Annotated in this window: 11 protein-coding genes; 4 read left to right on the top strand and 7 right to left on the bottom strand. The window is 46.5% G+C overall.

The genetic code is table 11. The features are described from left to right. Positions 1 to 5: 5 nt before the first annotated feature. The 3 genes from P2H89_RS08170 to P2H89_RS08160 form a co-directional block, all read right to left on the bottom strand. Positions 6 to 404, bottom strand: a complete 399-nt coding sequence (locus tag P2H89_RS08170) for a hypothetical protein (RefSeq protein ID WP_275826122.1) — start codon at positions 402 to 404, stop codon at positions 6 to 8. Between the two features lie 67 nt (positions 405 to 471). Further along, complete coding sequence (locus P2H89_RS08165; protein ID WP_275826121.1) at positions 472 to 2,436, bottom strand: DUF2075 domain-containing protein; 1,965 nt, start codon at positions 2,434 to 2,436, stop codon at positions 472 to 474. A gap of 111 nt (positions 2,437 to 2,547) precedes the next feature. Continuing rightward, positions 2,548 to 2,817 (bottom strand): hypothetical protein, encoded by a 270-nt coding sequence (locus tag P2H89_RS08160; protein WP_275826120.1) that lies wholly within the window; start codon positions 2,815 to 2,817, stop codon positions 2,548 to 2,550. Between the two features lie 330 nt (positions 2,818 to 3,147). On the opposite strand from P2H89_RS08160, the gene P2H89_RS08155 reads away from it, so the two are divergent. After that, entirely contained in the window at positions 3,148 to 3,483 is a 336-nt protein-coding gene (locus P2H89_RS08155) for a helix-turn-helix transcriptional regulator (protein WP_275826119.1), read from the top strand. 14 nt (positions 3,484 to 3,497) lie between these two features. Here P2H89_RS08155 and P2H89_RS08150 read toward each other — a convergent pair whose 3' ends face one another. From P2H89_RS08150 to P2H89_RS08135, 4 genes are all read right to left on the bottom strand, one after another. Further along, the gene (locus P2H89_RS08150; RefSeq protein ID WP_275826118.1) at positions 3,498 to 4,400 is read right to left on the bottom strand and encodes a hypothetical protein; all 903 of its coding nucleotides are present in this window, start codon (positions 4,398 to 4,400) and stop codon (positions 3,498 to 3,500) included. Positions 4,401 to 4,769: 369 nt separating this feature from the next. Beyond that, on the bottom strand, positions 4,770 to 6,506 hold the full coding sequence (locus P2H89_RS08145; protein WP_275826117.1) for a glycoside hydrolase domain-containing protein: 1,737 nt from the start codon (positions 6,504 to 6,506) through the stop codon (positions 4,770 to 4,772). A 374-nt stretch (positions 6,507 to 6,880) separates the two neighbouring features. Beyond that, on the bottom strand, positions 6,881 to 7,615 hold the full coding sequence (locus P2H89_RS08140) for a LytTR family DNA-binding domain-containing protein (RefSeq protein ID WP_275826116.1): 735 nt from the start codon (positions 7,613 to 7,615) through the stop codon (positions 6,881 to 6,883). A gap of 6 nt (positions 7,616 to 7,621) precedes the next feature. Continuing rightward, entirely contained in the window at positions 7,622 to 8,674 is a 1,053-nt protein-coding gene (locus tag P2H89_RS08135; RefSeq protein ID WP_275826115.1) for a histidine kinase, read from the bottom strand. Positions 8,675 to 8,926: 252 nt separating this feature from the next. Here P2H89_RS08135 and P2H89_RS08130 point away from each other — a divergent pair, with 252 nt between their 5' ends. The 3 genes from P2H89_RS08130 to P2H89_RS08120 all read left to right on the top strand — a co-directional run bounded on the left by P2H89_RS08130 (position 8,927) and on the right by P2H89_RS08120 (position 12,883). Beyond that, on the top strand, positions 8,927 to 11,155 hold the full coding sequence (locus tag P2H89_RS08130) for a TonB-dependent receptor (protein ID WP_275826114.1): 2,229 nt from the start codon (positions 8,927 to 8,929) through the stop codon (positions 11,153 to 11,155). 68 nt (positions 11,156 to 11,223) lie between these two features. Next, positions 11,224 to 11,994: a hypothetical protein gene (locus tag P2H89_RS08125; RefSeq protein WP_275826113.1), complete on the top strand. Its 771-nt coding sequence runs from the start codon at positions 11,224 to 11,226 to the stop codon at positions 11,992 to 11,994. A gap of 442 nt (positions 11,995 to 12,436) precedes the next feature. Beyond that, positions 12,437 to 12,883: a LuxR C-terminal-related transcriptional regulator gene (locus tag P2H89_RS08120; protein WP_275826112.1), complete on the top strand. Its 447-nt coding sequence runs from the start codon at positions 12,437 to 12,439 to the stop codon at positions 12,881 to 12,883. The last annotated feature ends 72 nt before the right edge of the window (positions 12,884 to 12,955 follow it).

Genomic DNA, 12,955 nt, shown 5'->3' with positions numbered 1-12,955 from the left:
GTTTATCATTCCAGGAGGGTATAGTATTTGAATGCCATTACAGATCCTGCCATTAGAACAATTATCATATTAAGTATCAATAATTTTGCCTCCGTCTTAATAGGCTGAAAGGAATCGTTTTTATTAAGTTTATTGTGAAAGTAGAGGGCAATTAATACAAAAATAGCCGGAAAAGTTCCGTAGCACAATGAATAGAAGCCAGCAAATACTGTGATGATTGCTATGCCGTCCAGGTAGGTAAACGTGTCGGAACCCCCATCGAATTGTGCCCCTGTGATAATGATGGTAACCAAACTTGCCATTGACAAGGAAATGCAGATTATCAAAATGATTCTCAGGAGGGCCGTTAATCGTTTGATAATCAGGTTCAGCTTATCTGGTGCAAGTATATGTTTGTTGAGCATGAATTCTTTTATTACCCTTATGTAAGGTCAGCTGCGACGTTTGGGTGATTTGCAAATGCAATTATTGTTACTTTATTTCAGCTACACCACATGACCTTAAAAATTTGAATATACTGTCGTAGAGTTCGATTGGCCTTGTATGGTCTGTTTTGTTACCGTGCGGAATAAAGATAACCAATCCCTGTCTTGCTCTTGTCATTAAAACCCTATAAGCGTTCCTTAAATATGATTTGTCGATTTCGCTATTAATCCTCTTCCATTTTGTGCCTTCGAAAGTTTGACAATTCCATTTCCCATCTTCGAAATGGAAGTTTATGTCCCATGCTAAACAAGCATAGTCAATCTCCAGTCCTTGTATATCAAATTCTGTCGCCACTAATTCCAAATAATAGGAAGAACGGACATCGGTAGATCCATTCAAAAACCAATCTTCTGCTGTAATCTCATTTTTTACATCTATGCCTAAAGGCTTTAGTCTTCTGCCGCCAGAGCTACCAATCAGTCCAATTCTTTCAGTGCCCTTTGCCATTTTACGTAGCCAATCTTTTGCAATATTAAAATCTCTTGTTACATGTATTGGGAATAGGTTGTCAATTTCAGATAAAATTGATTTTGCCCGCAACGCATCGCCATCGATAACTGCATGGACAAAATGTGATATTTGTTCCGAACGAAATGAACGAACTGATACTGATAAATGAAGATCATTCTCTGGGGACCCTTTATCCTTTATCCACTTTTTTAGTGATTCATCATTTAAATAATTGGAGTCTTCAGTAATTAGGTCTGAATAAAATATATTCCAATCAGGATATTTGCTTTTCAATGCAATTACCCATTCTGATAGGCCTGCTTCCCCTGTGTTGATTTCTTGTCCGCCTCCCACCAAGCAGATTATAGTACAATAGGTTTCATGCCTATTCATTACCTCTATTAAGTACTCGGGTTCAGAGATGGTGAAGTCTTTTCCTTTCGATTTCATGAATGATGTTGCTTTGTCTTTTGACCAAGCTCTTTGAGCTTCATCGAAAACTACAACCTTTTCATCTGGAGCTTTGGTGGAAATTAAATTATCGTCCCTGAAGTGGTGAATGTTCTGGATAAAGGCCTTGGCTTTTATTGCGGATTCCCGCTTCGTTAATCTCTCTCCTTTTTCTTTTGCTTGTTGAACTTCGTCTCTAACTAATGCTTCTCTCAAAACGTAAACTAACGGACCATTGCCAGATAGAAATACTGCATTTTCATCTTTGTGAGCTTTCCTTCTTTCGTTTGCTATGTTTAGTCCTGCTAAAGTCTTGCCAGCTCCCGGAACCCCTGTAACAAAGCAAATAGACTTTGCGCCAGTTACTTTTGAGTGCTCGATTATGCGATTTAAACATTCAGTCGTCTTTGAAAGATTTATCGCCCCCGCATCACTTCTTGATATCTCAGAAACAGCATGTCCTCTATAAAGTGCCTGAGATGCTTCAATAATTGTCGGGGTTGGCTTATAAATTGAGTTTTCCCAAAGCGTAGGGTTAATTGCTTTTGTTCTTTTTAACGAAAGTGTTTGAGTGATTATGTGAGCAATATTGCTTTGGTTTCCTTTTAGGGGATCGAATAAGTTGTCTTTTAATTCAATTGTATTATTTACCTCTGGAGCCTTAGTGGAAATAAGTAATGGTGCTATCTTTTCATGATGACTCCCTTCGTGAAAATTTTGTAGGTCCAAACAGTAGTCAATGGTTTGTTCTAGGGCATATTTGGGGTATTCACTTTCTCCAATCTTAAACTCAATCACGAATATAGTATCTTCAATGATGAGGATATTGTCAGCGCGTTTGCCCATTCTCGGAATGGAGAATTCGAAGTAGATTTTCCCCCGTTCAAAGGGTGTTAGCGCAGTCTTAAGGATTTCAATTTGCTTTATCCAAGCATTCCTTTGCAAGTTTTCTGCTGCGAAATGGTGGTTTCTGATTAGTTGTCCCAGTATTCTGTCACTGTCATCTGTCAAGAAGTTGAAAATTGAATTTGAATAATAGCTTCTTGTCATTTTATTCCTCGTGTTTGTTTTGTGTTTGTTTTCTCCGCAGCATTACTGCTATGGCTCCAAGTATTTGTTGGTGGCGGGTATCCAGGCGTGATATGTAGAATGTTCGCCTATTTATGCTTGTCCCTGCCCCTTAAGCTTGAAGTCCCGAACAGCTCTGATCCTCATTTCCTCCACATCATATTCGAGCAATCCAATTTCAACCATTTTCATAAGTATGTCGTGTAGTGCGTTGCCATACCTGTTGTTGGTCCAGTAGATCCATTTGAAATCTACTTGAAACGAACCGACTTCTTCTTTAATTAATCCCATTGTCAATGCCAATTGATGTTCCGCGCCATCGATATCAGTCCATTCAGCCAGTTTTTCAGTAAGTACTTTCATAAGCGCTTCTTGTTTGAAATGAAGGGTAATATTATAACCCTGGTTTGTCAATGTTCTGCATAAGGTTGGGGTTGCTCAATTCTTAAATATACACAAGTTACCCTTATCTCAAAACGAGGGCCTGAAGATAAGGGTGAACGCGGCCCGCCCGCGGAGTAGTTGCCAGGCAGCCTACTGATTGTGAAAGTTCACGGGTGGTGATTTCTGCGTTAAATTATTGTCAGCTCGATTGGCTGACTTATATTTGAATGCTCCACAGATAATTGAACAGCATGGCATGTAGTCGCCACAGTGGGCGATTCGTTTTTTTAACATTAAAGGGATGCTGTCATGCAAACAACGAAAACTGAAAGCCGACTCATTATTCAACGTATCAAAGAACAACGACTGTTACAAAATTTCACCCAGGAATATATGGCTTTTGAGCTGGGTATCACACAAGGCGGCTACTGTGCTATAGAAAGTGGCCGCACAAGCCTTTCCATTAACCAGTTACTCGACATCGCAAAGGTTTTACAAGCACCCCTAATCCGACTATTGGAGGGTAAAGACTGTATTGATGGGGCGAAGGTAGACTTTAACAAAACTGTTGAGCGCCTTAATCAACAGGTTGAGAAGATGATCCAGCAAAATCAGGAAATTCTTAATCTGCTGAAGGAAAAATAAAGTGGTTGCTTCCGTCAATATACCTTGATTCCATACTTTAATAATTTTCTCGGTAAATGGTCGTCAAGGTTGGCGATGTCGCTGTCGTCGAGCTCAATTAGTTTCAAATCGTATTTCTTATAAATCTCTAATTTTATTTTCTTCCTTTCTACATATTGTGGATCACTTTCCATGCCCCAAAATTCGATGTAGACTTTACCATTTGGTAAATAGAAGTCGGTATACAATTCCTCTTCAATCGGAACTTTCTTTTCATAGGCATGCACCAAGCCATAGTCATACAGTGTGTCATCAATGATTACTTCGGCTCTTGAACGCACAAAATGGCCATCCTTGGTTCTGTGTTTAGCTTCAAACTTGTCCCTGAAATTATTTGAGGTTGAAACAGGCACCTGTGTCTGTTGCTGCTGGACTGATATAACAGGCTTGGTTGTTTCTTTTTCTAGCGGAGTTTCATTGAAAACACCGGCTAAACTTTTGTTTTGCAAAATATTCGCAGGCCATAAAACATAGGAGCCGCCCGAAGTTTCATGTTCAAGTTGCCTGCCTCCAACATTTTTGCCGAGTTTAGTAATTATCCAGCCTGCAATATCTTTTTCTATCCACCCAAATTCCGATAGAATCAAATTCATTCGTTGGGAAGAAACGTTGAAGTACTTGCCAAGTGCTGTGGCATTAAGCAGTTTTGGTTTTTCTTGTTGTTGCCCATTGTCTAGGACAATGTTTTCGGGCCAAACGATGTAGTCTCCGAACTTTGGACTGCTTCGTACCTGTCCGCCTTTATGTTTTCCAAGCTCGGTAAGCGTCCATTTATCATTCTTCCTTTCTATCCAACCAAACGCTTTCAGTTTGTCAAACAAGTCACTTGATCTTATGTCTAGTTCATTTGCGAGCGCTGATGTCGAAATGTATTCCATATAAGATTCTTGTCGGTGTAGTTACCACTATTATACGTAAACTTTCGGTTAAAAGCAATTCTAGTACTAAATTATTTCGAAGGGCGACTGCCTGATAAAGAGCCGCCACATATGCGCGTTAATCGCTTGCAAGCACCTAAAAAATAAAGAAGCCCCGCATGAATTTGCAGGGCTGATACTAATGTATTTCTTTATCTATAAAGCCTCAACCTTTTCAATAGAAACAACAAAACGGCATCGGCGTAATAAATCGATGTGCACTTATTTTGAAGAAAAGATAATCTCTTTATATATATCAGTATCCAGGGGCACTACCGCTAAAAGCTGGCATGTTGACAAATTTCATAGACCACTACCCTGCTCTTGACTTTACTGATTCAGCAACCCTTTCGCTTTCGCCACCATCTCCGCCGCAGGCGTCTTTGCCAGGCTGCTGATCTTGAATTGCTGCAAGGCAGTTTCCAGCTCGTTCAGTCTGGCAGTTTGATTCCTGGTGCGGTATTCCTTCCTGAGGATCTGGATCTTTTCATAATCCTGGATGCCTTCAATCAACTTCTCGAAACGGATAGAACTCAGCGGACCGGGATATACCTGGTAGGTATCGCCCGCCGGCCAGGCCGTGAAGCGGCTATCGGTAAGCGGTTGTTTGGTCCAGCTGTTGTAAGCCCAACGCAGGTAACCGTCCATACCGGTAGCAGCCGTATACCAGCCCATCCACACGTGTTCGTCGGGCGGTGAGAATGTAAAGCCATTGGGATATTTCTCCGAACAGCAGGTGTACCAGGTGCTCAGCTTACCGGCCGATTTACGCTTTGCCAATACCGCGGCCGGGAATTGTTGTTCTGAAGCGATGCAGTAATCCTCGATGTCCGATTCGATCTCGCCGTGGTAATTGCCGGCCAGGGCCACCTTCCAGTCCTTATCGACCGATTTCAGCAGCGCAATCACTGATTGCATGGCTGCCAGCGGCCTTTCGTCCATGGCAATGGCGGTTATGTTGAACCAGCCCTTTGCTTTGAGGTGCTGGGTAAAGTCGGTGAGCATCGGCCGCCAAAACGCATTGTACTCCGGCGATCCGATAGAGCCCGTAAATATCGAATCTCTGCCGAGGGCTTCATCATAATACGTGAAGGCTATCTTCCAGGGCACCATGCTGTAGCAATTGATGCGCCCCTTGATGCCACAGCTCATCACAAACGACACGTATTTATCGAACAGGGTGTAATCGAATTGCCATTTGCCTTCCCGGGTTTTCGTCCATTTGATGAGACTTGGATAGTCATCATACGTTTGATGGCCCCAGGGTTCGTGTACGATGCTGGCCGTTATGTTCTTTTGGCCTGCAGCCGCCAGCATGGTATAATACTTTCTCATCAGGTCGAAATGGGCATCGCTCCACAGGGCTACCTGGTGCACGCGGGCTACCGCAGCCGGGTGTTGCCAAAGGTCCAGCTGGTAGGTCCATTGGTCAGGCGCCGGAAGGGTCCGGTCAACGACGGTGAGAGAAACGGGCAGCTTATAGGTTTTGTCGGCCACTACGGTAACTGTGCCGGTATAAATGCCTGCTTTAGCGGATGCCGGAATGGATATGCTTATCCAAACAGGTTGTACGGTTTGGGCCTCCAGGCTCGTGCTGGGTTTACCGGTTTGAATGATGTCGGCCACGAGCGAAGAGTCGAAATCGGCCGGTTTGCGGTATCCGCATCCATTCCTGAACTCATCCGTCATCACGTACTGCACAAAGCCGGTGCTCAGGTTATTTTTGGAGATAGTATTACCGCGCTTATCTTTCAGGTCGCTGGTGGCTACCCGAATATCGGCTACGGCGCCCGCGCTCCAGATGAGCAGCTGGGTTTGTACTTTTTCGCCTTTCCAGCCGGCTGCCGTCCATTTTTGGCTGATTTTGACAGCCGGAAGGGTATTCCTGTCGAACCGCTGACTGCTGCCGGCAAAACTGACCTGTACAGCAGTTCGCTGGCTGCCCCACGAAGCGGTATGGGCAGCTTTTGAAGTGCCTGATCGTGATGTGGTTGGCTGGCTGGCATTCTGCGCACCTGCGGCGATATAGAGGAGCGAGGCGATTGGCAAAAGGAGGTATCGTTTCATGGTTCTCAAATGTACCGGCTTTTGGGGGCCGGCGGTGCCGGAAACTTGCGCAATCGGTTGAAGTAATGCGAAAATGGGTTGGTGGTCATGGTGTTCGGCGCAGGAAACGCAGTCTGGGCAAGCATTTAGGGTTGGCGGAGTACTGTTTGCGCTCATGAAATGACCCACAATTTGGTATTGTGGGGGTGTTTTCCTGTTCTATCTTTGTTTCATCGGAGGAAATGATAGAGAGAACAAGTGAAAGATAGACAAGTGCAACCCTCCCTTCCTTAGATTTTTACCTTTTTTCATATGGCAAGCAATCGTTAGAGGTCAGCTGTTTCCACAGTGGACCTTTTTTCTTTTAGTGCCCTCCTGGATGCCCTTTCCGCCGTTCATTCCTGCATACCCAATGCTTTCATCACCTCCGGTTTATACTGACGCCCGATGGGCAACTCCTGGCCACCCACTTCGATCACCGAACTGTTGAACGACCGGATCTTGTCTGTCGCAATAATGTAGGCACGGTGGATGCGAAGGAAGCGGCGATCGGGCAATTTCTCTTCCAGGTAGCTGATCCGTTGGTAGCTCACCACTTCTCCCGATACGGTCTTTACTTTAACGTAGTCTTTAAGGCTTTCGATGTAGAGAATTTCCCACAGGAACACCTTCACCATTTTCTTATCCGATTTCAGGTAAATAAAGGGCTCGCCCGTACTGCCCTGATCGGCTGGTATTAGCATTGTTGGAAGCGAATGGGCGGCATTACCAGCCGGATAATACTTATTGATAGCAATGAGGAATCGGTCGAATGGGATCGGTTTCAGCAGGTAATCCAGTACATTCAATTCGAAGCCTTCCAATGCATATTCACGGAAGGCCGTGGTGAAGATCACCTTTGGCCTGTTGGACAAGGTTTTCAGGAAGTCGATACCGGTGAGCTTAGGCATTTGAATGTCGAGGAAAAGCAGGTCTACTTTGTTTTTTTGTAAAAAAAGCAATGCTTCCACCCCACTCCTACAGGTGCCCACCAACGTCAGCGTTTCCAGTTGGCTGATGTAATCCTGCAATACCGATATCGCCAATGGTTCGTCATCTACGACCAGGCACCTGATTTTACTTGCCGTCATTCGTTGTTACATTCTTATTTTAAGGTCCACGGTATAATGTGCTGCTTCCTTTGTATGGCTAAGCTGGTGAGCATCCGGATACAGTAAAGCCAGCCTGCGTTTTACATTTTGCAGGCCAATTCCTCCCGTAGTGTTATTCTTGCTGTCACGGTTTTCTCCTCCCGCATGGCTGTTTTCCACTTTCACGCTGAGCCAGCCATCCTTCACTTTGAGGTCGATGGTTACCCAAACATCATCCATCTCGTCACTTACCCCATGTTTGAAGGCGTTCTCGACGAAAGGGATCAGCAGCAAGGGCGCGATCATTTTGGCTTCCGTTTCCCCCGAAGCGGTCAGCGAAACGTCCAGCCGATCGCCGTACCGCAGTTTTTCGAGCGCCATATAATTGCTGATATGCGCGATTTCCTTTTCCAGCAAAATAAGCTCCGACTGCGACTCATACAGCATATAGCTCATCAGTTCGGAGAGTTTCAGCACGACCTGTGGCGCAGCCGGGGCCGATTGCAGCGTAAGCGCGTACAGGTTGTTGAGGGTATTGAAAAGGAAATGCGGATGTACCTGCGCTTTGAGCAGGTTCAGTTCGGCGGCTAGTTTTTCCCGCCTGGTGTCCTGATGAATCCTTTCCTGATCAACCCAATGCTCCACGGCCTTGATCAGCAACGTGAACAAGAGGACCGGCGCCAGAAACCATACCATTCCTTTAAAAAGCAGGTACCAGACAAAAATGGGTTCATAATAAGTCGTATCCGGGAAAAACTGTGGCTCGATAAAGCGCTCGATCAGGATCCGGTTCAGCAGCGCGGCCGTGAACAGCAGCACCACCGCACTGGCCGCATACGCTATATACCTTTTCGGTTTGAAAAAGCGTGGGAACAGGCAGTAAATATTGACATAGGTAACCAGCATCGCGGCAGGTAATCCTTGTAGTTCTATCCGGAAATAAACCCAAAGACCGTCTTCCCCTTCCGCGTGCACGCCCGTGTATACGAACACGTATCCGATCCAGAAGAGGATATGCGTTAGTAAACGATTGCCTGCCATGTAAAAACGTTGGGTCATGCTTCGGCTGGTGAAGTATGTGATGCTGAGTTGGGTATCAAAGTTAACCTTTGAAACCTTCGGTTTTTTAACATTCGACCAACATCCGTTTTCAAGCAGCTTTCGACAATTTCTTCCTCCTTTTCGGTGAACCCGGTCGATTCCGGTTTTAAACAGGGCATGATCCGCACTTTGGCTAAAAGCCGGGGAGCAACAGTTGCGATGGCGTTCATTTGCATCGAACCAAACAGAACCGCCGTGTCATTATCTTGCATGCTCAAACTCCATATTGGCCCCCATTGGAAAATGGCGCCCGTCCGATCCGGATTTGCCCAGACCTGCCTCTTCGCTGTTGCCAGCCTGATGGCCATTGAAGTTCACGGTCAGGCGTTGCCGGTAATGCGCCCGCGCGATTCCACGGGCGCGATCCGGACGCCGCCGATGAAAAACGATACCATTTCCCTTCCTGCAGTGAGGATTACAGCCAAACGGTCGGCAGTCGACGTACAGTTGGACAAGAAGGTTTACCGCATAGGTACAGACATCCTTTCGGAAAGTGGCGCAGCAGCCGATGTACTCAACGGCATCCCCTCCGTTACGGCCGACGCCACCGGAACCATCAGGCTCCGGGGAAACAGTAATGTGACCATATTGGTCAACGGACGTCGATCCGGCCTCACACCGGCCAACATCCTCACCCAAATCGCGGCCGGCAGTATCGAAAGGATTGAAGTGATGACGAGCCCGTCTGCACGGTATGATGCGGCCGGTTCGGCCGGGACTATCAATATTATCCTCAAAAAGAATAGTAAGGATAAATTCGGCGGCCAGGCACGCGTATCCTTCGGGCATCCGAATGACTACAACCTGAATGCCAACATGAACTATAAAGCCGGACATTGGAATCTTTTTGCCACGCTGGGGGGGCGCTATTCGGATTATGTTGGATTTTATTCCACCAGGCAAATCGCGACCCGAAATGGCGCCGCTTCGCTGGAAAAAGTACAGCACGAAAACCGCCACGACGACGGCAGGCTGATCTACCTCGGGGGAGATTACCAGGCCAATTCCAAAAATACTTTTACCCTGGCCTATTTCAAAAATGCGACCAGAGACATCGACCAAACAGCGCTGGATTATGCCTTCGGGCCGGCGGGTGCAGACAGCCTCCTCACACGCCAGGGTAATTCGCGGGAAAACCGTAGCTATAATCAGTTCGAGTCGAATTACACCCGGACCTTTGACCGGGAAGGCCAAAAACTGACTATCGACGTGCAATATGATTTCTGGGACAGTGATAAGACCTGGGACCTGTTCACCCGCAAAACATTCCCTTTGCCAGCTTCCTTACCTGCTATCCGCACGCTTTCGCGGGGCGATAGTCGGGACCTGGTGATGCAATCCGACTTCGTATATCCTTTTTCCAAACAATCGGCTTTCGAAGCAGGTCTCAAAATGGAAACCCGGTCGGTGCTAAGTGATTACAAAGCCGGGCAATACGGGAACAACGGATGGGCAGTGCTGGACGGCATTGATAACAAACTCAACTACAAGGAAAATATCGGCGCGGTTTATGCGCAATACAAAAGCCAATGGGGGAAGCTGAGTTACCAGGCAGGCTTGCGCTATGAGTACACGCAGGTAGACATTCACGACAGAAAAGGTGATTTCGGCAGCGAAAAGCAATACGGACGCCTGTTCCCGACTGTTAACATGAGCTATGGTTTGCAGGAGGGGATGACGATCCAGGCTAACTATTCCCGGCGAATAGGCCGGCCGTCGTTATGGAGTCTCTATCCGTTCAACGAGGTGACCGACCTCAATGCGCAATTTGTCGGAAACCCGGGACTGAACCCATCCTTCACGCACGTAGCGGAGCTGGTGCTATCCCGGCAATGGAACAAATTCACCTTGAACCCGACCGTGTACGCTCATTTTACCACCGCACCCATCCTGCAATATACCTTTCAAAGTGACAAGGGGGTGATGATCACCATGCCGTTTAACCTCGCCAGCGAAAAGCGGTACGGCGCGGAGCTTTCCGCGACCTATAACCCGCTGCCGTGGCTCTCGTTAAACGGCCAGCTAACCGGCTACCTGTTTCGTCAATACGGCTTCTACCGGGATACCGATTTTAGTTTTTCGAATCGGTCGTGGAACGGCCGGCTGAATGTGCGGCTGAAACTGCCCTGGAAACTTACTTTTCAATGTAGATTGGACGCGCAAGGGCCAGATAACGATGCCCAAAGCCGGACCAGGCCCTATTACTACCTCGCATCGGGACTGAGCAGGACAATGTTTAAAGGAAAAGCCACGGTAGTTGTCGACGGTACCAATGTGTTGAATTCTAATAAACGAAAGACCACGATAGCTGCGGCCAATTATCAAATCGATCGCGTCAGCAACTTCAATGCCGCCAGGTTCAGGCTCGGGTTTACCTACCGTTTCAGCAAATCGGAGACGCAGACTTTCAGAAACCGTAAGGAGGCAAACCGCGATTGACCCCCTTTTCTTACATTCGCAGGGTATTGCATGGCTTCCAAGTGCACAAAAAAAGAACCGCAACAGTTATGAAAAAGAACCTCCTCTTCGTATTAATGCTCGTTTCCATCGCGGCAGGCGCTCAAACCACCCTCAACAACTACAAGGTGGTGCTGCTGCCTGAGAAGTTCGACTTCCAAAAGTCGCCCAACCAGTATGGGTTAAACCTAATAGCCAAATCATTCCTCGAAAGCAAAGGGTTTACCGTGTATTACGATAACCAGGAACTTCCGAAAGAACTGGCTGGAGACAGGTGCAATGCACTGAAAGTTGAGGTTACAGACCGGAAAGCGATCTTCACCACCAACCTTACCCTGTTTCTGAAGGATTGCCAGGGCAATATCGTGTTTAAAGGCAAAGAAGGTAAAAGCCGGGAAAAGGAATACAATACGGCGTACGTAGAGGCGATGAATGCGACGCTCAATTCTCTGAATGATGTGGCTTATGCTTACAATGGAACGCCCCCGGTAAGTGCCCGCCAAACCGCAGCGACCACCACTGCCCTGCCTGCAGCAACTGTTGCTGCAACACCGCCCGCTAATCCTCCCACTCCTGCAGTAAGTACCGCTGCCACATCGGCTTCCGGCACTTTGTATGCGCAGGCCACCGCCAATGGATATCAGTTGATCGATACCAAACCGCAAATAGTATTTACCATACTTAAAACCTCTGCTCCCGAAATCTTCCTGGCCGAGAAAGGGTCTATTCACGGCATCGTCTTTAAGAAAGAAGGCGACTGGGTCTTTGAATACTACCAGGAGGGCAAGCTGCTGGCAGAGAAACTGTCGATCAAGTTTTAGACTAACTACAGGTATGCAATCACTGAAAGCGCCCGAAGTCGTTGCAGGCAAATTGCTCTGGCAAAAAGGGTAGCACCTTTGTCAGGTGTTTACCTTCTTGTTATTAAAACAAGATTATTCCATGACTATTTACAATAATGCCTGTTTTTGTAAAAGGTGAAAACACCCATTTTTAGAGTCTATAGTTTAACTCGTCGTCCGCACAAGCCTCTCCCTCCCCACTCTACTCAAATGAGTGATCCCCATCTCTTTCTTCTCCTGTAACAAGCCTGATCGGTGTTACAACACATTTCCTATCACCAAATCCGGGGATGCCTTACTACCACAATGCGGTATTGCCCACAGCTGCCAATAGCGTTACATTTACTGTCCACATCAATCCCGCCTTGTGGAGCAACTAACCTGGTTTCGGCTCAGTCATTTTTGTCTGACCTAATCATTTATGCCAGGTAGTCTGTCTATACAAATATCTTCCCCCCATACTTCTACAAAACAGGAGATTCCTTTTTTTGAGTCGGAGGACTGGACGCCTGAGGCTGAAAAGCAACTACTATCAAGGGTCCAGGAATTATTATTCCTGATAAGAAGGTTTGCCGAGCAGATCGATATCATCGTAAACGTGAATGTAAACGATGTATCTGCCGCCGCTTTCGCCATTCAAAAGAAACAACACACCGAGATACAGATCAACAATCAAAAGCTCAGTATCCGGGAAATCGAGATACTGGGTTTCATCATGCAGGGCTATACCAACCAGCAAATAGCCGAAAAACTGTTCATCAGTTTTGAAACGGTTCGCTCACACCGCAAGAACATCCTGGAAAAGACCGGAGCAAAGAACACGGCTGCTCTCATCAATTATTACCATCAAACCTTCTTTGAAAAATAATGGTTTCCATAGATAGCCAAATCCCCCTAAAGGGGGATTGGTAACGGTTTCGTGCAAAGGTTACATTTACAG

Origin of the sequence: Paraflavitalea sp. CAU 1676, from assembly GCF_029223285.1 — a bacterium.
Taxonomy (GTDB): domain Bacteria; phylum Bacteroidota; class Bacteroidia; order Chitinophagales; family Chitinophagaceae; genus Paraflavitalea.
This window is presented reverse-complemented; position numbering and strand designations above follow the sequence as displayed.